Origin of the sequence: Arthrobacter sp. NA-172 (assembly GCF_043952055.1) — a bacterium.
In the GTDB taxonomy this organism is placed as follows: Bacteria; Actinomycetota; Actinomycetes; order Actinomycetales; family Micrococcaceae; genus Arthrobacter.
In genome coordinates this window covers 803,952-829,186 of the sequence record NZ_JBINOT010000001.1, presented here as the reverse complement: position 1 = coordinate 829,186, position 25,235 = coordinate 803,952, and the positions used below count along the sequence as shown (strand labels likewise).

Genomic DNA, 25,235 nt, shown 5'->3' with positions numbered 1-25,235 from the left:
AGTGTTCGTTGGCCACAGCTCTGGAGTCATAGACTCGTGCCCATGAGCGACCACACTCCCCTTGCCACAGACAACCAGCCGGACATCAAGCCGCGCAGCCGGGTCGTCACGGACGGCATCCATGCTGCCCCAGCGCGAGGCATGTTCCGGGCCGTAGGCATGGGCGATGATGACTTCGCCAAGCCCCAGATCGGCGTCGCGAGCTCGTGGAACGAAATTACGCCCTGCAACCTCTCGTTGAACCGGCTCGCCCAGGGCGCCAAGGAAGGCGTGCACGCCGGCGGCGGGTTCCCCATGCAGTTCGGCACCATCTCCGTGTCGGACGGCATTTCCATGGGCCACGAGGGCATGCATTTTTCCCTGGTTTCCCGTGAAGTCATTGCCGACTCCGTGGAAACTGTCATGCAGGCCGAGCGCATCGACGGCTCGGTTTTGCTGGCCGGCTGCGACAAGTCGCTTCCGGGCATGCTCATGGCGGCTGCCCGCCTGGATCTCGCGAGCGTTTTCCTTTATGCCGGTTCGATCATGCCAGGCTGGGTCAAGCTCGAGGATGGCTCGGAAAAGGAAGTCACCCTCATCGACGCTTTCGAAGCCGTGGGAGCATGCGCCGCCGGCAAGATGAGCCGCGGGGACCTGGACCGCATCGAAAGGGCTATCTGCCCGGGTGAAGGCGCTTGCGGCGGTATGTACACGGCCAACACCATGGCGTGCATCGGCGAAGCGCTGGGCATGTCCCTGCCGGGCTCGGCCGCCCCGCCGTCGGCAGACCGCCGTCGTGATGACTTTGCCCGCAAGTCCGGCGAGGCAGTGGTCAACCTGCTCCGCCTCGGCATCACCGCCCGCGACATCATGACCAAAAAGGCGTTCGAGAACGCCATCGCCGTCACCATGGCCTTTGGCGGTTCCACGAACGCCGTCCTGCACCTGCTCGCGATTGCCCGCGAAGCCGAGGTGGAACTGACCCTGGACGACTTCAACCGCATCGGCGACAAGATCCCGCACCTGGGTGACCTCAAGCCCTTCGGCCGCTATGTCATGACCGACGTCGACAGGATCGGGGGCGTGCCGGTCATCATGAAGGCACTTCTCGACGCCGGCCTGCTGCACGGCGACTGCCTGACCGTCACCGGCAAGACCCTTGCCGAGAACCTTGCCGCCATCAACCCGCCGGACCTCGACGGCAAGATCCTGCGCGCCCTGGACAACCCGATCCACAAGACCGGCGGCATTACCATCCTGCACGGTTCCATGGCGCCGGAAGGTGCGGTGGTCAAGAGTGCCGGCTTCGACGCCGATGTCTTCGAAGGAACCGCCCGCGTGTTCGAACGGGAACAAGGCGCCCTCGACGCGCTGGACCAGGGTGAGATCAAGGCGGGGGACGTCGTCGTGATCCGGTATGAAGGTCCCAAGGGCGGCCCGGGCATGCGTGAGATGCTCGCCATCACCGGCGCCATCAAGGGCGCGGGGCTGGGCAAAGACGTGCTCCTGTTGACCGATGGCCGTTTCTCCGGCGGCACCACGGGGCTGTGCATCGGCCACGTCGCGCCTGAAGCCGTCGACGGCGGTCCCATCGCGTTCGTCAAGGACGGCGACAAGATCCGTGTGGACATTGGCGCCCGCTCGTTCGACCTCCTGGTGGATGAAGCCGAGCTCGAGTCCCGCAAGATCGGTTGGGAGCCCCTCCCGGCCAAGTTCACCAAGGGTGTCCTCGCCAAGTACGCCAAGCTCGTGCACAGCGCCTCCACCGGGGCCTACTGCGGGTGATGCCGGAGCGGGGGAGTACCAATCCGCGGACAAAGAGGTCCACATAGTGAGATGACGCCTCTTGGCGTTGACACTCATCTCACAAAGAGGGAACACTGAACGCATGATCGCATTCGTTACAGTCGGCGCCAACGTTGGCACTGTCGTACTTACCAAGCGCGTGGCCTCCTAGCCCGACTGGTAACGAACCGTCACGCGCAACCCCTCGAAGAGCCGCAAGGCTGAGGGGTTTTTTTATTTCCCCCGGGAGAAAGCGCACCAAGCAAGAACCCGTGGGACCGCAGTACCCCAGCAGTAACTCACTAATTGAAGATCCCCAAAGGAAGAGTCCGATGAGCAAAGGATCGCCGATCAGCCCCTCGCTGATGGCTGCAAAGTCCGCTGGAGCCCCCAAGGCTCCGGAAAAGGTCGACCGTCCGGCTGACACCGTCGTCGACAATGCTGCAACTCTCTCTCCTGTACTCGGGCCCAACAACGTTGTACCCCCAACGGTGATGACAGGCTCGGAAGCTATTGTCCGCTCGCTCGAAGAACTCGGCGTCGACGATATTTTTGGTTTGCCCGGTGGCGCGATCCTCCCCACCTATGACCCTTTGATGGCCTCCAAGATGAATCACGTCCTGGTCCGTCACGAACAGGGAGCCGGCCACGCAGCCCAAGGCTACGCCATGGTTACCGGACGGGTTGGCGTGTGCATCGCCACCTCGGGCCCCGGTGCCACCAACCTCGTTACCCCCATCATGGATGCCCACATGGACTCCGTGCCGCTCGTGGCCATCACCGGCCAGGTGTCGGCTTCCGTGATCGGCACTGATGCGTTCCAGGAAGCAGACATCGTCGGCATCACCATGCCGATCACCAAGCACTCTTTCCTGGTGACCGATCCCAACGACATTCCGCATGTCATGGCCGAGGCGTTCCACCTTGCCAGCACCGGACGTCCCGGTCCGGTCCTCGTGGACATCGCCAAGAACGCCCAGCAGGGCACCATGACCTTCTCCTGGCCGCCAAAGATCGATCTGCCGGGCTACCGTCCGGTGGTCCGCGGCCACAACAAGCAGGTACGGGAAGCGGCCCGGCTGATCGCCGCGGCAAGCAAGCCTGTGCTGTATGTAGGCGGCGGCGTCGTCAAAGCGCATGCTTCGGCCGAGCTTCGCGAACTCGCAGAGCTGACCGGCGCACCTGTGGTGACGACGCTCATGGCCCGTGGTGCCTTCCCGGATTCGCACCCCTTGCACGTCGGCATGCCAGGCATGCACGGCACGGTCTCCGCGGTCACCGCACTGCAACAGTCCGATCTGTTGATCACCCTGGGCGCCCGCTTCGACGACCGGGTGACGGGCGTCTTGAGCACCTTCGCTCCGCATGCAAAGATCATTCACGCGGACATCGATCCCGCGGAAATTTCCAAGAACCGCGTGGCGGACGTTCCGATCGTGGGATCCGTGAAGGAGATCATTCCGGAGCTGAGTGAGGCAGTCAGGACAGCGTTCGAACTGTCCGGCACCCCGGACTTGGCCAGCTGGTGGGCGTTCCTGGGCAACCTCCGCGACACCTACCCCCTGGGTTGGACGGAACCTGAGGACGGACTCAGTGCCCCCCAACGGGTCATTGAACGCATCGGTGCGCTGACGGGTCCGGAAGGCATCTATGTCGCGGGCGTCGGCCAGCACCAGATGTGGGCCTCTCAGTTCATCAAGTACGAGCGTCCCCATGCCTGGCTGAACTCCGGCGGCGCCGGCACCATGGGTTATGCCGTGCCGGCAGCCATGGGCGCCAAAGTCGGCGAACCGGACCGTGTGGTCTGGGCGATCGACGGCGATGGTTGCTTCCAGATGACCAACCAGGAGTTGGCCACCTGCGCCATCAACAAGATTCCCATCAAGGTTGCCATCATCAACAACTCTTCGCTGGGCATGGTGCGCCAGTGGCAGACCCTGTTCTACGAAGGCCGCTACTCGAATACCGATTTGAACACCGGCCACGACACCGTCCGCATCCCGGACTTCGTCAAGCTGGCAGATGCCTACGGCTGCGCCGCGTTCCGCTGCGAGCGGGACGAGGACATCGATGCCACCATCCAGAAGGCCCTGGAAATCAATGACCGCCCCGTGGTCATCGACTTCGTGGTCAGTCCGAACTCCATGGTGTGGCCGATGGTCCCCTCGGGGGTCTCCAATGACCAGATCCAGGTTGCCCGCAATATGACCCCGGATTGGGAAGAGGAGGACTAGCCATGAGCCGCCACACACTGTCCGTTCTGGTCGAAGACAAGCCCGGCGTGTTGACCCGCGTTGCCAGCCTCTTTGCCCGGCGCGCCTTCAACATCAACTCCCTCGCGGTCGGCCCCACGGAGGTCCACGGGGTTTCCCGGATGACCGTCGTCGTCGACGCCGATGGCGACCTCATCGAACAGGTCACCAAGCAGCTCAACAAACTGATCAACGTGATCAAGATTGTCGAGCTGACCTCAGAATCTTCCGTGCAGCGTGACCACATCCTGGTCAAGGTACGTGCGGATGCCGCGACACGCCTGCAGGTCACCCAAGCTGCAGACTTGTTCCGTGCCTCAGTGGTTGACGTTTCCACAGACTCGGTGGTCATTGAGGCGACTGGTACCCCGGAAAAGCTCGCGGCACTGCTCTCAGTGCTCGAGCCGTTCGGCATCCGCGAAATAGTGCAGTCCGGCACCTTGGCCGTTGGGCGGGGATCCCGCTCCATGAGTGACAGGGCTCTACGCAGCGCTTAAGACACTGCGTAAGACACAGAGTAAGACACCGTCTTTGACACCGTCTTAGGCACTGCGCAGCAGCCCGATACCGAACCACAGACAATATCTACAAACCACTCAAGAGGAGTTACGCAAGTGACTGAAATGTTCTACGACGACGACGCAGACCTGTCGATCATCCAGGGTCGCAAGGTTGCCATTGTCGGCTACGGTTCCCAGGGCCACGCCCACGCGCTGAACCTTCGTGATTCCGGCGTCGAGGTTGTCATTGCCCTCAAGGAGGGCTCCAAGTCGATCGCCAAGGCCGAAGACGCAGGCTTCACGGTCAAGAACGTTGCCGACGCCGCCGAATGGGCCGACGTCATCATGATCCTGGCGCCGGACCAGCACCAGCGCGCGATCTACAACGACTCCATCAAGGACAAGCTGACCGCGGGCAAGGCGCTTGCCTTCGCCCACGGCTTCAACATCCGTTTCGGCTACATCGAAGCGCCCGAAGGTGTTGACGTCATCCTGATCGCACCGAAGGCTCCGGGCCACACCGTGCGCCGCGAGTTCGAAGCCGGCCGTGGCATCCCGGACATCATTGCCGTTGAGCAGGACGCTTCCGGCGCTGCTTGGGACCTGGCCAAGTCCTACGCGAAGGCAATCGGCGGCACCCGCGCCGGCGTCATCAAGACCACCTTCACCGAAGAGACCGAAACCGACCTCTTCGGCGAGCAGGCTGTGCTGTGCGGCGGCGTCTCCCAGCTGGTCCAGTACGGCTTCGAGACCCTGACCGAGGCCGGCTACCAGCCGCAGATCGCCTACTTCGAGGTGCTCCACGAGCTCAAGCTGATCGTTGACCTCATGTGGGAAGGCGGCATCGCCAAGCAGCGCTGGAGCGTTTCCGACACCGCAGAGTACGGCGACTACGTCTCCGGCCCGCGCGTCATCGACCCCCGCGTCAAGGAGAACATGGCCGGCGTTCTCGCCGACATCCAGTCCGGTGCCTTCGCGAAGCGCTTCATCGAAGACCAGGACAACGGCGGCGCCGAGTTCAAGGAGCTGCGTGCCAAGGGCGAGCAGCACCCGATCGAGGCCGTTGGCCGTGAACTGCGCTCTTTGTTCTCCTGGAAGCAGCAGGACGAAGACTACGTGGATGGCTCTGTAGCCCGCTAAGCCAAGGCACCCGTTGAAGCCGCGGCAGGCGCCGTAGCAATTCAACACAGAACGCCGTTCGGGATAGGCTCGAAAAGAAGCCGCCCGGCATGGAGGCCGGACCCGGTATACCGGGTCCGGCCTTCGTCGTCAAAGAATCGTTTCACCAAAACCCCGCCTGAATAAAGAGAGCTAAAGAGGTCACCGGTGACTAGCACCAAGCCAGTAGTACTCCTCGCTGAGGAACTTTCGCCCGCCACGATCGAGGCCCTTGGTCCGGACTTCGAGATCCGCCAAACCGACGGCGCGGACCGCTCCCAGCTGCTCTCCGCAATCGTCGACGTCGACGCCATCCTCGTGCGTTCAGCCACCCAGGTTGACGCAGAGGCAATTGCCGCAGCCAAGAACCTCAAGATCATCGCCCGCGCCGGCGTCGGCCTGGACAACGTCGACATCAAGGCCGCCACCCAGGCAGGTGTCATGGTGGTCAACGCACCGACGTCCAACATCGTGTCCGCTGCCGAACTGACGGTCGGTCACATCCTCAGCCTTGCCCGCCACATTCCGCAGGCCAGTTCCGCCCTCAAGGGCGGCGAATGGAAGCGCTCCAAGTACACCGGCATCGAGCTCTTCGAAAAGAAGATCGGCATCATCGGCCTCGGACGCATTGGTGCGCTCGTAGCCGCCCGCCTGCAGGGCTTCGAGACCGAGATCCTTGCCTATGACCCGTACATCACTTCCGCTCGCGCAGCGCAGCTCGGCGTCAAGTTGGTCACGCTGGACGAACTGCTGGAGAAATCCGACTTCATCACCATCCACATGCCCAAGACCCCGGAAACCGTGGGCATGCTGGGTGCCGATGCCTTCAAGAAGATGAAGGAAACGGCCTACGTGGTCAACGTCGCCCGCGGTGGCCTGATTGACGAGGAAGCCCTTCACGAAGCCCTGGAAGACGGTCAGATCGCCGGAGCCGGCGTCGACGTCTTCGTCAAGGAGCCAAGTACCGACCTCCCGTTCTTCGGCCTGGACAACGTCATCGTGACGCCGCACCTCGGCGCCTCCACCGATGAAGCCCAGGAAAAGGCCGGCGTCTCCGTGGCGAAGTCCGTGCGCCTCGCCCTCGCCGGCGAACTGGTGCCGGACGCCGTCAACGTTGCCGGCGGTGTCATCGCTTCCGACGTACGCCCTGGAATCCCGCTGATCGAGAAGCTCGGCCGTATCTTCACCGCCCTGACCCACGCATCCCTGACGCAGATCGACGTCGAGGTTGCAGGCGAAATCGCCAGCCTCGACGTGAAGGTCCTCGAGCTCGCGGCCCTCAAAGGCGTGTTCGCCGACGTCGTGACCGAGCAAGTCTCCTACGTCAACGCTCCGGTCATCGCCGAGCAGCGCGGCATCAATACCCGCCTGATCACGACGCCGGAGGCCGAGGACTACCGCAACGTCCTGACCATCCGTGGTGCGCTCAGCGACGGCTCCCAGATCTCGGTGGCCGGGACGCTCACGGGACCCAAGCAGGTCCAGAAGCTGGTGGGCGTCAACGGCTACGACGTCGAAATCCCGATCAGCGAGCACTTGGTGGTTGTTTCCTACGCTGACCGTCCGGGCGTCATCGGCACCATCGGCCACATCCTGGGAATGAACAACATCAATATCGGCGGCATGCAGGTGGCCCGTCAGAGCGAGGGCGGCCAGGCCCTGGCGCTGCTGACGATCGACACGTCGGTGCCGCAGCAGGTCCTCGAAGCCATCAAGGCCGGCATCGGTGCCGACATGGTTCGTGAAGTGGACCTGGAGGATTAGGACCGAACCCGTTTGAGCTAGCTACGTGCGCCGGAGTTCACCTCGGCCACATATGATTGGCCGGTCTGCATACAATGGCTTGGTCCGAAATTCGGATCCGGCGGCAGGCCGGCCAATACCTTTTGCACACACCCGATGGATCCCTCTTGCCTCGGCATGGTTCCAGGGAGAGCAGTGTGCACGCCCGCAATCCAGGACTCAGGGAGCCCTATGAACGCCGTCCAGAGGTTCATCAGAAGCCGCGTGCTTCTGTTGACCGCGGCCATTTTGATCGTCGCCATGTGCTTGTCCGTATTCATCCAGAGCCAGTCGCAGGCCGCGCTAAACCGGACAGTGGATGAGAACTCTCGAGGCCTGTACGACATCCTGGTGCAGCCCAAGTCACCGAATGTGAAGGACACCGGGGCACTCATCCAGCCGGACATCGCGAACGGCCAGGGTGGGATCAGCTTCCCGCAGCTCGAGAAGATCCGCGGGTTGGGCGGGACGTCCGTTGCTGCCCCCATCAGCTTGGTTTCCAGGGTCACACAGAACCTGGAGACGCCACGGCTCGATGCGATGGACTACCTCGGCTACAACGCCGGCCTGGCTGGTGGCGCGACGGCGGGAGACCCGACTGGAACGGACTCCAAGAATTGGCCGGCGCCCGAGTCAGTCCTTTCTGCTCAGCCCAAGAAATACCGGCTGACGGCAAGCGCCGTGAGCTCGGACGGTGTATCCCAGCAGACCCTGTTCAGCACCAGCGCTGAGGGCACCCTCGGCAAGGGCGGTGTGGTCGAGCAGCAGACTGCCGGAGGCAAGAGCATCCGCATCGCGGGCCCCGCAGGGGAGACCGGCATCAAGTTCCCTGCGCCTGCCGGTGGCTCGGAACACAACCTCTTCAACCTTTCGGTGGCGCTGCCCATGGCTCCCCAGGTCACCGAGTCCGTGGTCGCCGTCGACCCGACAGCCGAACGTGCCCTCCTTGGCTCGGCAGGTGACTTCCTGGCACCGCTGCAAAAGGCACCGCCCGCCGACACACGCAATGCCGGTGCCATCGGCCGCTACTTCGAACAGCTCTTCGCCAAGAGCCCTACGCAGCAGGAGCTCGAACAAGGCCCGGATTTCATGGGCGTCAAGCTCAAATACTGGGCACCCCTCATGACCCAGTACCAGCAAGCCAAGCTGTCCGGCCAGATCACGGATGCCTCGCAGGCGATTCCATTGATCGTCCGCCAGGGAACCTCACTTGATCTGAAGTACTCGGTCAAGATCCAGGAAATCGATGCTTCCGGCAAGGTCATCAACGACGTCGGCACTGTCTCGCGTTCCCTGGACAAGGATTACCTGCCCTTCGTGTCAAAGTCACCATTCGCCCTGCAATGGCCCGGATCCACGGACCACAGCCAGTTGCTCGGCAATATGGGCAACTTCAGCCAGGGCTTGTACCAGCCCGCCCAATGGAGCACGGACTTCGCAGCAGCGCCGAAATACAAAGACGGCGCAACTTCCGCGAACGGCGCCGTCGGCAAATCCGCGACGCCGGGCGATTGGGTGACTGTCAACAAGCTGCCCGAGAAGTCGGCCTTCGGGGCCATCGTGGACCAGTCCCAGCGCAAGCCGGTCGACGAACGCTCGTATCGCGAAAACCTCTCTACGGGATCGAAGCCGGCAACGCCTTTGCCGATGGTTTACGGGACCTTTGATCCCGCCCAGATCCAGAAGGCATCCGGCGACGTCAACAAGTTGCCTTTGGGCGGTTACGACCCCGCACCGATGACGCTCCAAAAGGACGCCGCAGGCAATGACACCGCCGCCAAGAGGCTCAAGCCCTCGCTGAGCGCCTCGGGCCTCGTGAGCCAGTCTGCCGGTGCCATTACCGACTACTACGGCCTCGCCGCGGCGCGCGGGTACGATTCCAACGCCAACGTGATCGATGCTGTCCGGGTTCGCGCCAGCGCCCCTGGTAACTGGAAGCAAGCCCAGCCGGAGGTAGACAAGCTCGCGGCCCAGATCCGCGACATGGGCCTCGAAGCCACGGTTGTGGCCGGTTCCGCACGTGAAGACGCCAACATCTACATCCCGGGCTATTCAAAGGACGACGCCGGCAAGGAGTCCGCTCTGGGCACCGTACAGCAGTCCTGGGTCCGGCAGAATGCTGCGGACGCCGTTTCCGGCTCCCTGACGGGCACCAACATCACCCTCTTGTTCCTGACCCTGTGCGGCGCCACCTTGCTGACTGGCGCTTCGACCGTCAGCTACATCCGTCAACGACGCAGCGAAGCCGGGATCCTCCGGGCTATGGGCTGGACCCAAAAGAGGATCCGCAGATGGGTCCTTGAGGAGTTCGGCATTGGCGCCGGGATACTCGCCGTCGCAGGCATCGCGTTGAGCCTTTTGAGTTGGAACCTGGCCACGATCATCGTTTCCGCGTCGGTGTTGATCATCTACTTTGCGGCCGCCTACCTCGCTGCGCGGCAATTGCGGCACCGGGACGTTGTGGACCAAGAACCGCAACACGATGAACGCCTCATGGCCGTGGATTCGCCACTTGCCTTCGCATACCGCCAGCTGACCACCAACCGTTTCAACTCGGTGGCGCTGGCCGTGGCCGTGGGCGTTTTCGGGGCCGCCGTCGGTGCCCTGATCGCCTTGCTCATTGACATCCCGCGGGCGGCAGGAGCCAGCGCCCTCAGCGGAGTGGCCTCGGCCACCGTCGCGCTGCCGAGCGTCATCCTGGCAGTCTGCGGGGTGCTCGTGGGACTCGTGCTGACTCTGGTCACCGGACGATTCGAACTCCGTGCCAAGCGTGAACAGCTCGGCACGCTCAAGGCCATGGGCTGGAATCCGGACATGCTTGGCCAGGTCCGGTTCTTCGAAAATGCCTTGGTCGGGGCTGTGGCCCTGATCCTGGCGTCCTGGGAGCGCTGGGCCTTGGTCTGTTGCTCGCTCCTTATGCCGCACTATGGGCCGCCTTGGCCGGAGTGTTGGCCGTACTTTGCTGGATTCCCATTGCAACGAAAGTGGTCAAATGACTGACAATCTCGAACCCGATCTGACTGCGACCACGGAATCCACCGACGAGTCGTTCCAGACCCGCGCCAACACCATCGTGCGGGCTGCCGACCACGGCATGCCCCTGCAGTTGAGCAACATCACCATCCGCTATGGCGGAGACAAGGGTGGCGCGGAGCCGGTCACCGTCGTCGAGGACTTCAACCTGATCCTGCACGCCGGTGAGATGCATTGCGTCGCCGGGCGAAGCGGCTCCGGCAAGACCAGCATCCTGACAGTGGGAGCCGGACTCACGCTTCCGACGTCGGGCCGTGTTCTCTGGGAGGGCGACTCCCTCGAGACGATGGGCGACGACGAAATCGCCGACCGCCGCCGCGCATTGATCGGTTATGTTGACCAGGGCGGCGCCTTGATCGACGGCATGAGTGCCTTGGAAAATGTGCTGTTGCCTGCTGTTCCCGACGGCGAAGTGGAGCAGCGCACCGAAATGGCCAAGGACTTGCTGGATTTGGTCGGCCTGGGCCGGCGCATGCGCCACCGTCCGGCACAGCTTTCCGGCGGTGAGCGCCAGCGCGTCGCTATTGCCCGCGCCCTGATTCTGGGCACCCGCGTCCTGGTGGTGGACGAACCCACGGCCAGCTTGGACCGGACCTCGGCCAACCGCATCATCAGCATCCTGAAGGACACCACCAGCGACGGCATCGCGGTCTTGGTGGCGTCGCACGACCACGAACTGGTCCGGCTCAGCGATACGCTGACTGAATTGAACTAGTAACAGATTGCCTCCGGGCTGGCCGTCACATGCGGCCAGCCCGGTCTTTCCATCTCCAAGAGAAGGTAACTTCGTAGAGTGACGTCTCCAGAAAAACCCCCGTTCTACATCACCACCGCCATCACGTATCCGAACGGCGTGCCGCACATCGGCCATGCCTACGAGTACATCGCCACCGATGCAATGGCCCGGTTCAAGCGCCTCGACGGCTACGACGTGATGTTCCTGACGGGCACGGACGAGCACGGCATGAAGATTGCCCAGGCGGCGGAGAAGGAAGGCATCACGCCCAAGGAGCTCGTGGACCGGAATGCCGAAATCTACAAGGCGGCCCATGCTGCCCTGGGCATCTCCTACGACCGCTTCATCCGCACCACGGATGCTGATCACTACGCCGCCTCGCAGGCCATCTGGAAGAAGATGGAAGCCAAGGGGGACATTTACCTGTCCAAGTACGAGGGCTGGTACTCCGTCCGCGACGAGGCCTACTACACGGAGGACGAGACCGTCCTGAAGGACGACGGCGTCCGCTACTCGCGCGGCACGGACACCGAGGTGACCTGGACTGCGGAAGAGAGCTACTTCTTCCGGCTGTCCGCTTACCAGGACAAGCTGCTCGCCTTGTACGAGGAGCAGCCGGAATTCGGTGCGCCGCAGTACCGCTTCAACGAGGTCATCAGCTTCGTCAAGCAGGGCCTGCAGGACTTGTCCATCAGCCGTACCACGTTCGACTGGGGTGTTCCGGTGCCGGGGAACGACAAACACGTCATGTATGTGTGGGTTGATGCCCTGACCAATTATTTGACCGGAGTCGGCTACCCGGATGCCGACTCGGAGGCATTCGGAAAGTACTGGCCCGCGGACGTCCATGTCATTGGCAAGGACATCTCCCGGTTCCACGCCATCTTCTGGCCTGCCTTCCTGATGAGCGCCGGCCTGGAACTGCCCAAGCGGGTCATGATCCATGGCTTCCTCACCAACAACGGCGTCAAGATGTCCAAGTCCCTCGGCAACGTTGTTGCTCCTGCGGATTTCGTGGAGCAGTACGGCCTGGACCAGGTGCGTTTCTTCTTCCTCCGCGAAGTGCCCTTCGGCGCGGACGGCAGCTACAACCACGAGGCAATCGTGGGCCGCATGAATGCCGACCTCGCCAACAACTTCGGCAACCTCGCGCAGCGTTCGCTGTCCATGGTGGCCAAAAACTGCGAAGGCAAGGTACCAGTTCCCGGGTCCTTTACCCCCGAGGACTCTGCGCTGCTGGCGCAGGCCGGCGGACTGTTGGAGGTGGCTCGGGCTGCCTTCGAAAAGCAGGAATTCAGCCGTGCCCTGGAGGCAATCTGGGCCGTGCTGGGCGACACCAACGCGTACTTCGCGGAGCAGGCTCCGTGGGTGCTGCGAAAGACCGATGTCGAGCGCATGAACACGGTCCTGTACGTCACGCTGGAAGTCGTCCGCATCGTGGCGGTCCTCGCCCAACCGGTCATGCCGACGTCGGCGGCTAAATTGCTCGAGGTGCTGGGACAACCGGAAGGGGAGGCCCGCCAATTCGCGGCCATCGGCACTCCGATCGTCCCCGGCACGGAGCTTCCGGCCCCGGCCCCGATCTTCCCTCGTTACGAAGAGCCCGCCGAGCCCTAAGCGTTGGGCGTTCAAATGATGAGACTATTTTGACCAACATGTGGATGGGTTGGCAGTCTGAAAACATGAGCGCAACGCAACCCGCCGCAACGATCAACCTGGCTGTCATTCCCGGCGACGGCATTGGCCCCGAAGTCATTGCCGAAGCCCTCAAGGTCCTTGAAAAGGTTGTTGCCGAAGAAGGCGTCACCCTGGAGCAGACCGAATACAGGCTCGGAGCCCAGCACTGGCTTGAGACCGGGGAGACTCTCCCGGATGAGGTCTTGGCCGATCTGCGCACCCGGGATGCCATCCTGTTCGGCGCGGTCGGTGCGGCACCGGGAGACACCCGCATTCCTTCCGGCATCATTGAACGCGAGATGCTGCTCAAGCTCCGCTTCAGCCTGGACCACTTTGTGAACCTCCGCCCCTCGCGCCTCTATGGCACGGTCGGCAGCCCCTTGGCCAACCCCGGAAACATCGATTTCATCGTGGTCCGTGAAGGCACCGAGGGTCCCTATGTCGGCAACGGCGGAACGCTGCGCGGAGGAACCCCCCATGAGGTGGCCACCGAAGTGTCGCTCAACACGGCCCACGGCGTCGAGCGCGTCGTCCGTGACGCTTTCCGCCGCGCCAGCGAGCGGCCCCGCAAGCACGTCACTCTGGTCCACAAGCACAACGTGCTGGTCTTCGCCGGCCACCTGTGGAAGCGCACGGTTGAGGCCGTAGCGAAGGAATTCCCGGAGGTCACCCACGACTACCTGCACATCGATGCAGCCACGATCTTCATGGTGACCGACCCTTCGCGTTTCGACGTTATTGTCACCGACAACCTCTTCGGCGACATCATCACTGACCTCGCCGCGGCCATCACGGGCGGCATCGGGCTGGCCGCCTCGGGCAACATCAACATGGACCGCACCGCGCCTTCCATGTTCGAACCCGTGCACGGCTCCGCTCCGGACATCGCCGGCCAGCAGAAGGCTGATCCCACCGCGGCCATCCTGTCCGCGGCCCTGCTGCTGAACCACCTCGGCTATGCCACGGCCGCCCGAAGGATCGAAGCCGCCGTCGTGGCGGATATCGAGAGCCGCAATGGCGACAGCCGCAGCACCGCGGCCATCGGCGACGCCATCGCCGCGGCACTTTAGGGCAAGCACTCAGGCGTAAGCTTTACTTGAATTATTTACCTGCTGCCGTGGTCCGACGCTGAACCATATCCTCCGCGAGAAGGTTCGCACTGCGCGGCAGCCGACTGGAGGAAACATGACTCAGACTGCCCACGGCGTCGAATTCAGCCAGCAGCTCTCGGCGACCCCGAAGTCTGCTGAGGAGCGTGCAGCGATCCTGGCAAACCCGGGGTTTGGCGACTACTTCACCGACAACACCGTCATTGTCGACTACAGCGTTGACACCGAGGGCAAGGGCGGCTGGCACAGCGCCCGGGTCGAGGCATACGGACCGATCTCCCTGGACCCGTCGGCAGCCGTGCTGCACTATGGCCAGGAGATCTTCGAGGGGCTCAAGGCCTACCGTCACGCCGACGGCTCCATTTGGACCTTCCGTCCCGAAGCCAACTCGGCACGCCTGAACAAGTCGGCCCGCCGCTTGGCCCTCCCGGAACTGCCCGAGGAATACTTCCTCGGCGCCATCCGCGAAATCGTGCAGGCAGACCGGGAATGGGTCCCGTCCGGCGACGGCGAAGCCCTGTACTTGCGCCCGTTCATGATCGCCACCGAGGCGTTCCTTGGCGTCCGCGCTGCCCGCGAGGTTTCCTTCCGGGTCATCGCATCTCCGGCAGGCAACTACTTCGGCGGCGAGCTCAAGCCGGTATCCATCTGGATCTCCCGTGAATACGCGCGTGCGGGCCGCGGCGGCACCGGCGCAGCCAAGTGCGGCGGAAACTACGCCGCTTCCCTGATTGCCCAGATGGAAGCCGAGGAGAACGGCTGCAAGCAGGTCCTTTTCCTGGATCACTTCAACGACGACGCCGTCGAGGAGCTCGGGGGCATGAACGTCTTCTTCGTCATGAAGGACGGCTCACTCGTCACGCCGGCACTTTCCGGAACCATCCTTGAAGGCGTGACCCGTTCTTCCGTCATCCAGGTTGCCAAGGACATGGGCCGCGAAGTTTCCGAGCGCAAGATCACCCTCGCGGAGTGGCGCGACGGCGTGGCCTCCGGCGAGATCGCCGAGGTCTTCGCTTGCGGCACCGCGGCCGTCATCACACCCATCGGCGTGCTCAAAGACAAGACCGAGTTCATCGGCTCCGAAGACGCGACGGCAGGCGAAACCACTATGGCAATCCGCCAGCAGCTGCTCGGCATCCAGACCGGAACGGTCGAAGACACGCATGGGTGGCTGACGCGCCTCGCGTAGGGCATAGCGGCACCTGAAGTGCCCGACGTCGGCCTCCCACTTCGGTGGGCGGGCCGCCGTCGGCGTCTCCGCGGAAAGCCGCGGCTATTGGGGGCGGTCTCGCTGAATCAGCGGTTCGATGAGCGCTTCCATCTTGGCCTGTAGGTACAGTTGGCCGGCAGCGGAGGGGTGGTCGCCGTCGGGGCCAATAAGGTTCGGGGCATCGTTCATGATCCAGCCGAGGTCTATCGGATCCACAAAGTCGGCGCCTGCTTTCAGGGCGGCGGCCTTGTCCTGATCGCGGATGTCGAGCCTTCCCGGTTCCGGCGAGCTGGTGTACGACGGCGGTCCCACCACCACGATATCGGCGTGGGGAGCCCGGGCCTTCACCGATGCAAAGGCTTGGGCCGCAGCAAGCTCGGTCTCGCCCGAGGCAGTACCCATATCGTTTTCGGAGCCGAAGAACACCACCACACGCGTCGCGTCGGTGACGGCCGCATCCACTTGGGATCCGAAGGTCGATCCGTTGTCGCCGGCCGAAACATAGCCGCTGCCGTCCCTCGCAGCATTGACGATGTTGGCCTGGAGCGGTTGAAAGGCGGGATCGTTCTCCACGAGTTTCGGCCACGCGTCGGCAGGCGAGGTGCCATGACCTGTGCTGAGGGAGTCTCCGATGATCACCACAGTGGGTTGGCCCGATGCTGCCGAAGAACGGGGGCCGGCGTCGGACGAACATGCGCTGAGGATCGCGAGGACGGAGAGGCAAACGGTGGTGATCGCTGTCGTCGTCCAGAGGAGACCTTTTCGTGAGGCTTGAGTCCGCAACAATTCGATCACTCCTCTGCATGTGCCCAAGGTGCCTGCCTGTCTCAATGCTTAGGAACCATGGTACGTCGTGTGCGGTTCCCGACTCCTTGGCACTTTGGCCAAAGTCCGGCCATGAGGCCTGTGCAAAGAGGCCTGTGCAAGGATGGAGTCGTGAGTTCGGACGATGACGCCTCTTTCCAATACAGCAGCACCCTTACCCGCTTCCGGCTGGCTCCCAATCCGGGGCCGATGAGCCTCGACGGCACCAACTCGTACGTCATTGCCGCGCCGGACTCCGGGGGCGTGGTGGTGGTCGATCCCGGGCCTCTCGACGAGATGCATCTTGCGGCTTTGGCGGCCAGCGGGACGGTTGAGCTCGTCCTCATCACCCATCGCCACGGGGACCACACCGAGGCCTCGGCCCGCTTCCACGAACTCACTGGCGCACCGGTCCGCGCGGCGGATCCAATGCACTGCCATGGCGGCACGCCATTGGCGGACGGCGAGGTCATTGAGGCGGCGGGGGTTGAGATCCGAGTCCTCGCGACACCGGGGCACACCTCGGATTCAGTCTGCTTCCACCTTCCCGGTGACGGCCCCGACGGCTCTGTGCTGACGGGCGATACCATCCTCGGACGCGGCACCGCAGTCCTGGACTATCCGGACGGCAGGCTGGGGGATTACCTTGCCAGCCTCGACATCCTCGAAAACCTGGTGCTCCGGCCACGCTTTTGCCTGCGCATGGGCCCGTCCTGCCGGCTGTGGACGCTGTGTGCCGCGAGTACCGGGCCCACCGGGAGATGCGGCTCGATCAGATCCGCGAAGCATTGGCCCGCCTCGGAGCCCAAGCCGGGGTCCAGGCCGTCACTGACGCTGTGTATCCCGACGTCGATCCTGCGGTGCGGTGGGCGGCGGAGACGTCGGTTGCGGCCCAGTTGGATTACCTGCGGGACTAGCCTGCCCAACCACTCGGTCGGGCTTGGCAGCTGTGCTTGGACTGTAGGGTAGAAACCATGCGTATCGCCCGGTTTGTTGTTGATTCTGATCCCGTCTACGGCGTCGTCGAAGGTGAGCCCGGCAGTGAAGTCGTCACTGTCATCCACGGCGATCCCTTCTTCAATGGCGTGGAGCGGACTTCGGTCCGCCATAAGTTGGAAGATGTGCGCCTGCTGGCACCCATCATTCCCCGCAGCAAGGTAATCGGCGTCGGACGGAACTTCGCGGAGCATGCGCGCGAGCTTGGCAACGAGGTCCCTCAGCAGCCCCTGCTGTTCTTGAAGCCGAACACCGCCGTCGTCGGTCCAGGGGACCCGATCGTGCTGCCCGAGTTCTCTGAGGAAGTCTCCTTTGAAGCGGAACTCTGCGTGGTCATCGGCCGCATTTGCAAGGACGTGCCCGAAGACCGCGTGGACGATGTCATTTTCGGTTACACCTGCGGCAACGACCTCACGGCCCGCGACGTCCAGAAGACCGACCTGCAGTGGGCGCGCGCCAAGGGCTTCGACACCTCGGCCCCCCTGGGTCCGTGGATCGAGACCGACTTGGACCCAGAAGACCTGGCCATCAAGGGCTGGCTCAACGGCGAACTCCGCCAGGATGGCAGCACCAACCAGATGATCCGCAGCGTGCGGGAGCTCGTGTCGATCGTTTCGCAGGCCTTCACCTTGCTCCCGGGCGATGTCATCATGACCGGCACTCCGGCCGGCGTCGGCCTGGTCCAGGAAGGCGACCGCTACGAGATTGAGATCGAAGGCATCGGCCGCCTGTCGAACCCGGTAGTGCGGCGGTAGGGGAGAGTTTATGTACAGTTCGTGCCCCTTAAGGTCGGTCTTAAGGGGCACGAGCTGTACACAAACTCCGGGGGCAGAAGCACGAGAAATTCCGTCCACGGGCAGGCGGTAAAGTTGGAACCATTATGACTACTGTTGCTGCGTCGAACTCTGCTGCTATCCCTGCCGTGAATGCCGAAACCCCGGTCCGCGTCCGGTTCTGCCCGTCACCCACCGGAACCCCGCACGTCGGATTGATCCGTACCGCCCTCTTCAACTGGGCTTACGCGCGGCACACGGGCGGCAAGCTGATTTTCCGCATCGAGGACACGGACTCGGCCCGCGACAGCGAGGAAAGCTACCACCAGCTGCTGGACGCGCTGAAGTGGCTGGGCATCGACTGGGACGAGGGTGTGGAGGTCGGGGGACCGCACGAACCGTACCGCCAGTCCCAGCGGAGCGACCTGTACCAAGACGTCATCGGCAAGCTCAAAGCCGGCGGCCACATCTACGAGTCGTATTCCACGCCGGACGAGATCGAAGCGCGGCACCGCGCCGCGGGCCGCGATCCGAAGCTCGGTTACGACGGCTTCGACCGCCACGTCACGGAAGAGCAGCTCGCCCAGTACAAGGCCGAGGGCCGACAGGCCGTTCTGCGCCTGCGCATGCCGGACGAGGACTTGACCTTCAATGACCTTGTGCGCGGAGAGATCACGTTCAAAGCGGGCTCCGTGCCTGACTTCGCCGTGGTGCGTGCCAACGGAGCGCCGCTGTACACCCTGGTAAACCCGGTTGATGACGCACTCATGGGCATCACGCACGTTCTCCGCGGCGAGGACCTGCTGAGCTCCACTCCGCGGCAGATCGCCCTCTACCGTGCGCTGTACGCCATTGGCGTGGCCGAGTACATGCCGGAGTTCGGCCACCTTCCCTACGTCATGGGCCAGGGCAACAAGAAGCTTTCCAAGCGCGATCCGGAGTCCAGCCTGTTCCTGCACCGCGAACGTGGCTTCATCCCCGAAGGACTGCTCAACTACCTGTCCCTCCTGGGTTGGTCACTCAGCGCCGACGAGGACATCTTCACGGTGGAGCAGCTTGTCGCCAACTTCGACATCCACGACGTTCTGGGTAACCCGGCGCGCTTCGACATCAAGAAGGCCGAAGCCATCAACGGCACCCATGTGCGCATGCTCCCCCCGGAGGATTTCCGGGAACGGCTCGTCCCGTACCTGCGTGCCGCCGGTTTCGTAGGGGAGATCCTGACCCCGCGCCAGGAAGAAATCCTCGCAGAGGCTGCGCCGCTGGTCCAGGAGCGGATCACGCTGCTGGGGGAGGCTCCCGAAATGCTCGCCTTCCTGTTCAAGAACGACGGCGAAATCGACGTCGCGGAGGATGCCCTCAAGGGCCTTCCCACGAACCTGGGCGAAGTTTTGGACGCCGCGTTGGTTGCCCTGGAGCCCCTTGATGACTGGAGCGCGGAGAGCATCCAGGCTGCCCTCAAGCAGGCCCTCGTGGAGGACCTCGGAATCAAGCCGCGCCTGGCCTTCGGCCCTGTGCGCACGGCAATCTCCGGCCGCCGCATTTCACCGCCGCTCTTCGAGTCGATGGTCATCCTGGGCAAGGATTCCTCGCTCACCCGTTTGCGTTCGTTCCGCGGCTAATCCGGGCACGCCGTGATCAACGCACTTCATGAGTCATTCGGCACGGTCCGGGGCGTCCTGTTCGATATCGACGACACCTTGGTGGACCTCGAGTTCTCCATGACCACGGCCCTTCGCGACGTCAGTGAACATCTCCTCCCCGGCCTGGACCAGGCCGGGTGGGAGAGGTTCGGACGGATCTTCACGCACGAGACCACGCATTTTTATGACCGCTACCTCGCCGGTGAATTGACTTTCAACGAGCAACGGCTCCTGCGTGGCCGTGCGGCCCTGGGGCATTTCGGCGTCGAGCTCGGGGGCGAGGACTCGCACACTTGGCTCAACGACTACTCCCGCTTGCAGCCCAGCTATGTCAAGGCCTTCAGCGATGTGCTGCCCGTCCTTGATGCACTGGATGTTGCCGGCATTCCCTATGGCGCAGTGAGCAACAACGTCCACGACTATCAGCGGGTCAAGCTCGACAGCGCCGGACTTGCCAGAGTCTCCGTCCTTGTAGGAACGGACACGGTCGGGGTGCCCAAGCCGGACCCCGCAATTTATCTGGAGGGGGTCCGGCGTTTGGGCATTTCTCCGGCTGAAACTCTCTTCGTGGGAGACAACCGCCTGCTCGACGCCGACGGAGCAACCGCGGCAGGATTGCGGGGCGTTTGGCTGAACCGCACTGGGGAGATCGTCCCGGACTTTTCCGGCCCGGAAATAGACTCCCTGTCGCGGCTGCTCGCCTGACGCTTTCCCGGGCTACCCGGCTATATGGCTACACAGCTACCCGGCGAGCCGGAACTTCCGCAGGAAGACGAACGCGCCCACGGAACCGGCACCCAAGACGCCCACAAGTCCAAGCGCAGTGCCGGTATCCGACTTCTCTGCCATGCTCGACGGCGACACTGCCGCGGCTCCCTGGTGAAGCTCTGCCGTGCCCGCCGCGATCCGGGCGTTCCCGTCGGCGAGCTTGTCGGCGCCGGTGGACAACTGAGCTGAGCCTGCGGCCAGCTGGGCGTTTCCATCGGACAACTTGGAGGCACCCGCCGCCAAGGCAGTTGAGCCATCAAGGAGGCCGGGGGTGGAAGGATCAGCCGGGCTTCCCTTGATGCCGGCCATCAGCGCATCCGTGCCTGCGGCCAGACGGGATGTTCCATCGGTCATGCTGGCCGTGGCTTTGAGGAGCCCGGGGTGCTCGGGGTCTCCCGGAACTCCGTCCATGCCCACGCGGATCTTGGACGTTCCATCAGCGAGCATTTGGGTACCAAGCACCACGCCAGGTGCGGCCGGGTCCTGGCTGTTGAGCTTTCCGGCGAGTGTCATAAAACCTGCAGTCAATTTTCCGGTGCCTGCCGCTAGTTTCCCGGTGCCGTCTGCGAGGCGTCCCGTGCCGTCGTGGAGCTGTGCCGCGCCGGCCCGAAGCTGACCGGCCCCGGCCTGCAGTTGCCCTGCTCCGGCGTCAAGCCGATGTGCGCCATCGTTGAGGGCGTTGATCTGGGCCTTCAACGCGGCCAGCGGCACGACGCCCTGGATCCCGTTGGCAGCATCCGCAAGTTGCTGGAGCCCCTGTGCCAAAGCAGCGGAACCAGTTCCCCGGGTGGGATCGTTTCCAGCACCGGGGTAACCCTTGAGTTGATCGGTGCCCGCTGCCAGCCGGGCGGATCCGGCGTCGAGTTGGGCTGCACCGGCGTCGAGTTGAGCGGCTCCGCTGTTGAGCTGGTTCGCGCCGTTGTTGAGCTGGGTGGCCCCGTCAGCGAGATTGTTTTCCGCGTTACCGGCCGGCGTCGGGGTCAACGCGGCGGAGAGTTGCACGGCCCCGGCGGCAAGTTTCTGTGCGCCGTCGTCCACTTTGTAGACCCCGGGAGCAAGCTTGGCGTTGACGTCGTTTTGGATCTTCACTGCCCCTGTCGCCAGTTTGTCGGCGCCGTCCTTCAACTGCTGGGCCCCCGGAGCAAGTTTCGCCTGGATTCCGGATTGGACTTTTGCCGCGCCGTCAGCCAGCTTGGCTGCACCAGTCCCGGCTTGGGCGGCTCCTCCCGCAAGCTTTGCGGCGCCGTCCTTCAGCTGACCAGCGCCTGCTGATGCCTGGCCTGCACCGTCATTAAGCTGTCCGGATCCTGCTGCGATCTTCCCCATGACCAGGGTATAGAAGCCGAGGAGGGCGATCAGCAAGAGTGCGAGGACAGCAATAGCGATGATTTGGGCGCGGCTTCGTGTTTTGATGGCGATGACAGGGTTGCGTGTCATGGGCAATTCCTCTCGATGACTTCCCGGCCGCGGCGCTGCTGCCGGGGATCCCCCCATGTGACGCAGCTAACAGGTTGCTTGACCTGCAGCTGTGCCACGAAACAAATGTTTGGCTTGGGTTACCGAGTGGTAACTTACCGAGAGTAAACTTAAGGTCCGGGGTATTGCAAGGGTTTTCGCGATCTTGGTCGGATCGTTGGAGGTGGCGTTGCTCGCGGACTGGCGCGCTCGATTTGTGCGCATCGAAAGTCTCGGGTAAAGTAATTACTCGTGCTGAGGGGCACGGAGCGAAGGTTTAGGCCATCGAATCCGGCCTAAAAGCGCCCATGGGATATGGTGTAATTGGCAACACTACGGTTTCTGGTACCGTCATTCTAGGTTCGAGTCCTGGTATCCCAGCTCTGAATAATCCGCCTAATTGCGCGGGAATTCGGGAGTTTCAAACGGTTCGCCGTTTTGAAACGAAGGTGAATGTATGAAACAATCATTCAGCTTGAATGCCGGAAGCGGCATTCAAAAACTGCGATATTGAAAAGTATTGCTTTCAAAGTGCACGGCCCCATCGTATAGCGGCCTAGTACGCTGCCCTCTCACGGCGGTAACGCGGGTTCGAATCCCGCTGGGGTCACAAGATGAATCCCCCGGAACCAACAGGTTCCGGGGGATTCTTTTTTGCTTGTCACGCCCAATTCACGTCAACTCCTAGAGGTCCGCTCGGAACGCCTAGGTGTTGTCCTTTTGGAGGGCTCCTGCGGCGTCTCTTACCTTGATGAGCGTGCGCAGGTTCCGGGTAGTGGTGCTCGCCTTGTAGCGGGCCTTCGAAGCAAGTTTGCTGAACGGGCTGTCCAAGGTGCCTCCCGCCGGAGCGAGCCAGGCTGAGGCTTCCGCGCCCAGCCTGACGTGTTCCACGCCGCCCTCGCCAGGGCTGCCGAGGGCCGTGCCTGCGTCGAACAGTTCGTCCAGCATCGCCGTGTCCGACGCAAGAGTGATGTAGCTGTGCGTGGTTTTGTCGTCGGCCGGGTAAGGGCAGGCCTCCACTAGTTCGGCAACTCTTTCGGCGGTCAAAACAACCACCCAGGCGTCGTAACCGAATGCTTCCCTCAAGCACTTTTCAAACTGCTTTTTGACTCCCGCTACGTCAAGCTCACTTTGGAGAACCACGTTGCCGCTGGCGAGCAGGGTTTTGACGTCAGTGAATGGGTATCCCTTGAGGGCCGCTTTGAGATCGGCCATCTTGATGTTGATCCCGCCCACGTTGATGCCGCGCAGGAATACAGCAAAGCTGTTCATGCGCCAACCCTATAACGGGGCTGGCGCGGGGCTGATGGCGGCGGTGAGAGATTCGATCGCCGTGGTGATCAAGGAGCGCGCGTGCTCTGTGGTGATGAAGCCATTGAGCCAGCGGCCGGAGATGCCTTCCACCAAGCTCGTGAGGATCTCTGCGCTGATGGCAGCCCTGTCCTCGCTGAAGCCTTCGTGGGCGGCAGCGATGGCCTGGGCGATTTCCCGGTTCCATTCAGCAGTGGTCCGGGAGAGGGGTTCTGCGATGTCATGTTCGAAGATGGAGCAAGCCCTCAGTTCGTTCCATGCCACCGAATTCCGGCGCACGTCGGGATCGTCCTTGACCTCGTCCAGGAGAAGGTGGCGGTAATGCTTGGTGCGGCTTTCGACGTCGGGGGAGGGGGCGGCGTCGTCCTTCCCGACCTGCTTATTGATGTGGTCAAGCGTTGCGGCAAGCAGGCCGGCACGGTCCGTGAAGTGGTAGTAGAGCAGCCCCGGCGACACCCCGGCCTCCGCGGCCACGTCATTGACCCGCATTCCCCGGACCCCGTTCCTGGCGATGCAGGTGGTCGCGGCAGTGAGGATCCTGGCTAGTTTTTCACTCATGATTTGACACTAATGCCTGATCACCGTTCTCCGCTGAGGCCTCGGCCGGGGCGGCGGCCGGTTCGGGCCAGAGCCGGAGCGCGAGCAGGTACCCGACGGCGCCAATCGCCGTTGACCCGATGAAGCTGAGGTCGATCCCGCCGGCGAGCTGCGAGAGGGGGCCCGTGTAGAGGGAAGTGTCGGTCGCGAGGACCCCGAACAGCGAACCCACAGCCCAGGGGATCACTGCACGCAGGTTCCACCCATTGCTGAACCAGTAGCGTCCCCGAGGGCCGCTGGCCCGGAAAAGCTGCAGGTCGCCGGCGTAGTATTTTCCTCGCCGCGCCACCAGGAAGCCCAGGACGTTGATGGCCACCCAAGGTCCCGCGAAGCCGTTGAGGACCAGCGTCATCGCCGTGATGGAATCCACCGCATTGAAAACAAAGACCCCGACGTAGAGGAGCCCGACGGCGATCACCGACGTAATGAGGGTGGTGTGGATACGCCGAAGCCGGGGGAACAGGGCTTCGAGGTCCAGGCCGCTTGCATAGAGGTTGAGCACGCCCTGGCCGAGGCCACCGGCCAGCGCGATGATGAGGATGGGCAGCAGGTACCAGGCCGGCGAGGACCGTACGAGGTCCGCAACGTAGGATCCGCCCAGCTCCGGGATGGCCGAGGCAGTGAATGCGCCGAAGAGTGCAGTGACGAACAGGCCGAGGAAGACGCCCAGGCATGCGGAACCCATGACGGAGCGGTCCGAATACCGTGTGCTGGAGATACGCCGGCTGTAGTCGCCCAACGTCGGCGCATAGGAGAGGGGGCCGCCAATGGAGATCACCACGGACAGAATCCAGGTGGGCCAGAAGTCGCCGAGGAGGTATGTGGCGTCGACTGTTGTGGGGCTGAAGGTGGGCGCGAAGGCGAAAACTCCGATCAGCAGCAGAATGCCGACCACGGGCGCCACGAACTTTTGCATGGCCACCACGGTGCCGTGCCCGAAGAGTGCCACAAGGACGATTTCTACCGAAATCACGGCGTAGCCGATGGCGAGCGTGACGCCGTCGACAGGGACTCCCAGCAGGCGTTGGGCGGCGGCGACGAGCGCATCGCCGGAGGTCCAGACGGCAATGGCCGCATAGGCCAAGGCGAACAGCAGGGTCAGCCCTGATCCGATCAACCGGCCGCGGGTGCCGAAGTGGGCGGCGCTGGAGACGGTGTTGTTGGTGCCGGTTCGTGGGCCGAGGAGGGCGAGCGGGCCGATCAGGAGAGTGCCCAGGAGGAGTCCGGTGAGGCTCGCGGTGGCCGCTCCTACGAAGTCGAGGCCGAAAGTGATGGGGAGCCAACCGAAGACGATGACGGAGAACGCGAAGTTCCCGCCGAAGAACACGGTGAACAGGTTCCGGGGGCGGGAAGTGCGTTCCGCGTCGGGAATGAACTCAATGCCGGCCGATTCGACCCGGCCGAAGCTGTCTTTGTGCGCGGATGCGGCACCGGCGGAATTCGCGTCTTTGCGAATGCGCGTGCTGATCATGGCAAGCCCTTTCGTGAGCTACATCACGGTGATGTGTTCCACAACCATAATCCTGACTGAATTTTCAGTCAATAGTGCTGCGGATATGACGGCGAAAGGGGCAGGTCTGGAACGCACGTCCTTTTGTGTCGCGGGAGGGGCTGCGTGGTGGGGGCGCTTGAGTGGCGGCCCGACCATAAATGGCAGGCGGCCCACC

General features: G+C 63.2%; 17 protein-coding genes, 2 tRNA genes and 2 pseudogenes. 16 read left to right on the top strand and 5 right to left on the bottom strand.

All coding sequences use genetic code 11. The features are described from left to right. Positions 1 to 42: 42 nt before the first annotated feature. The 10 genes and pseudogenes from ilvD (at position 43) to ACF0H6_RS04115 (ending at position 15,200) form a co-directional block, all read left to right on the top strand. Complete coding sequence (ilvD, locus tag ACF0H6_RS04160) at positions 43 to 1,764, top strand: dihydroxy-acid dehydratase (RefSeq protein WP_395248571.1); 1,722 nt, start codon at positions 43 to 45, stop codon at positions 1,762 to 1,764. 332 nt (positions 1,765 to 2,096) lie between these two features. Then, positions 2,097 to 3,998, top strand: a complete 1,902-nt coding sequence (locus ACF0H6_RS04155; protein WP_395248570.1) for an acetolactate synthase large subunit — start codon at positions 2,097 to 2,099, stop codon at positions 3,996 to 3,998. A 2-nt stretch (positions 3,999 to 4,000) separates the two neighbouring features. Then, positions 4,001 to 4,513 (top strand): acetolactate synthase small subunit, encoded by a 513-nt coding sequence (gene ilvN, locus ACF0H6_RS04150; RefSeq protein WP_395248569.1) that lies wholly within the window; start codon positions 4,001 to 4,003, stop codon positions 4,511 to 4,513. Between the two features lie 117 nt (positions 4,514 to 4,630). Beyond that, complete coding sequence (gene ilvC, locus ACF0H6_RS04145) at positions 4,631 to 5,656, top strand: ketol-acid reductoisomerase (protein WP_395248568.1); 1,026 nt, start codon at positions 4,631 to 4,633, stop codon at positions 5,654 to 5,656. A 186-nt stretch (positions 5,657 to 5,842) separates the two neighbouring features. After that, the gene (gene serA, locus ACF0H6_RS04140; RefSeq protein WP_395248567.1) at positions 5,843 to 7,438 is read left to right on the top strand and encodes a phosphoglycerate dehydrogenase; all 1,596 of its coding nucleotides are present in this window, start codon (positions 5,843 to 5,845) and stop codon (positions 7,436 to 7,438) included. Between the two features lie 210 nt (positions 7,439 to 7,648). Next, positions 7,649 to 10,452 (top strand): annotated as a pseudogene (locus ACF0H6_RS04135) (FtsX-like permease family protein). Then, positions 10,449 to 11,204: an ABC transporter ATP-binding protein gene (locus ACF0H6_RS04130; RefSeq protein ID WP_395248566.1), complete on the top strand. Its 756-nt coding sequence runs from the start codon at positions 10,449 to 10,451 to the stop codon at positions 11,202 to 11,204. Before ACF0H6_RS04135 ends, ACF0H6_RS04130 begins: the two are co-directional and overlap by 4 nt. 78 nt (positions 11,205 to 11,282) lie before the next feature. Further along, a complete protein-coding gene (metG, locus tag ACF0H6_RS04125; RefSeq protein ID WP_395248565.1) occupies positions 11,283 to 12,842 on the top strand; it encodes a methionine--tRNA ligase in 1,560 nt (519 codons plus the stop codon). Positions 12,843 to 12,907: 65 nt separating this feature from the next. After that, positions 12,908 to 13,972, top strand: a complete 1,065-nt coding sequence (locus ACF0H6_RS04120) for a 3-isopropylmalate dehydrogenase (RefSeq protein WP_395248564.1) — start codon at positions 12,908 to 12,910, stop codon at positions 13,970 to 13,972. 115 nt (positions 13,973 to 14,087) lie between these two features. Then, positions 14,088 to 15,200 carry a branched-chain amino acid aminotransferase gene (locus ACF0H6_RS04115; RefSeq protein ID WP_395248563.1) on the top strand — a complete coding sequence of 371 codons (1,113 nt, stop codon included), beginning with the start codon at positions 14,088 to 14,090 and terminating at the stop codon, positions 15,198 to 15,200. Between the two features lie 84 nt (positions 15,201 to 15,284). Here the strand turns inward: ACF0H6_RS04115 and ACF0H6_RS04110 are convergent, their stop codons facing one another. After that, on the bottom strand, positions 15,285 to 16,004 hold the full coding sequence (locus ACF0H6_RS04110) for an SGNH/GDSL hydrolase family protein (protein WP_395248562.1): 720 nt from the start codon (positions 16,002 to 16,004) through the stop codon (positions 15,285 to 15,287). Between the two features lie 114 nt (positions 16,005 to 16,118). Here ACF0H6_RS04110 and ACF0H6_RS04105 point away from each other — a divergent pair. The 4 genes and pseudogenes from ACF0H6_RS04105 (at position 16,119) to ACF0H6_RS04090 (ending at position 20,142) form a co-directional block, all read left to right on the top strand. Next, positions 16,119 to 16,942: pseudogene (locus ACF0H6_RS04105) on the top strand (MBL fold metallo-hydrolase). Positions 16,943 to 16,999: 57 nt separating this feature from the next. Then, positions 17,000 to 17,776, top strand: coding sequence for a fumarylacetoacetate hydrolase family protein (locus ACF0H6_RS04100; RefSeq protein ID WP_395248561.1), 777 nt, complete (start codon positions 17,000 to 17,002; stop codon positions 17,774 to 17,776). Positions 17,777 to 17,901: 125 nt separating this feature from the next. Continuing rightward, entirely contained in the window at positions 17,902 to 19,416 is a 1,515-nt protein-coding gene (gene gltX / locus ACF0H6_RS04095) for a glutamate--tRNA ligase (RefSeq protein WP_395248560.1), read from the top strand. A gap of 12 nt (positions 19,417 to 19,428) precedes the next feature. Further along, positions 19,429 to 20,142, top strand: coding sequence for an HAD family hydrolase (locus ACF0H6_RS04090; RefSeq protein ID WP_395248559.1), 714 nt, complete (start codon positions 19,429 to 19,431; stop codon positions 20,140 to 20,142). 36 nt (positions 20,143 to 20,178) lie between these two features. Here the strand turns inward: ACF0H6_RS04090 and ACF0H6_RS04085 are convergent, their stop codons facing one another. Next, complete coding sequence (locus ACF0H6_RS04085) at positions 20,179 to 21,642, bottom strand: hypothetical protein (protein ID WP_395248558.1); 1,464 nt, start codon at positions 21,640 to 21,642, stop codon at positions 20,179 to 20,181. Positions 21,643 to 21,969: 327 nt separating this feature from the next. Here ACF0H6_RS04085 and ACF0H6_RS04080 point away from each other — a divergent pair. Together ACF0H6_RS04080 and ACF0H6_RS04075 are read left to right on the top strand one after the other, a co-directional pair. Beyond that, positions 21,970 to 22,041, top strand: a tRNA-Gln gene (locus ACF0H6_RS04080). 156 nt (positions 22,042 to 22,197) lie between these two features. Next, positions 22,198 to 22,270 (top strand) — tRNA-Glu (locus tag ACF0H6_RS04075). 95 nt (positions 22,271 to 22,365) lie between these two features. Here the strand turns inward: ACF0H6_RS04075 and ACF0H6_RS04070 are convergent. From ACF0H6_RS04070 to ACF0H6_RS04060, 3 genes are read right to left on the bottom strand one after another with little or no spacing between them, the layout of a single operon-like run. Further along, positions 22,366 to 22,932, bottom strand: a complete 567-nt coding sequence (locus ACF0H6_RS04070; protein ID WP_395248557.1) for a DUF1697 domain-containing protein — start codon at positions 22,930 to 22,932, stop codon at positions 22,366 to 22,368. A 9-nt stretch (positions 22,933 to 22,941) separates the two neighbouring features. Then, positions 22,942 to 23,529: a TetR/AcrR family transcriptional regulator gene (locus ACF0H6_RS04065; protein WP_395248556.1), complete on the bottom strand. Its 588-nt coding sequence runs from the start codon at positions 23,527 to 23,529 to the stop codon at positions 22,942 to 22,944. Further along, complete coding sequence (locus tag ACF0H6_RS04060; RefSeq protein ID WP_395248555.1) at positions 23,522 to 25,039, bottom strand: purine-cytosine permease family protein; 1,518 nt, start codon at positions 25,037 to 25,039, stop codon at positions 23,522 to 23,524. The genes ACF0H6_RS04065 and ACF0H6_RS04060 overlap by 8 nt, the downstream gene beginning before the upstream one ends. Positions 25,040 to 25,235 lie beyond the last annotated feature (196 nt).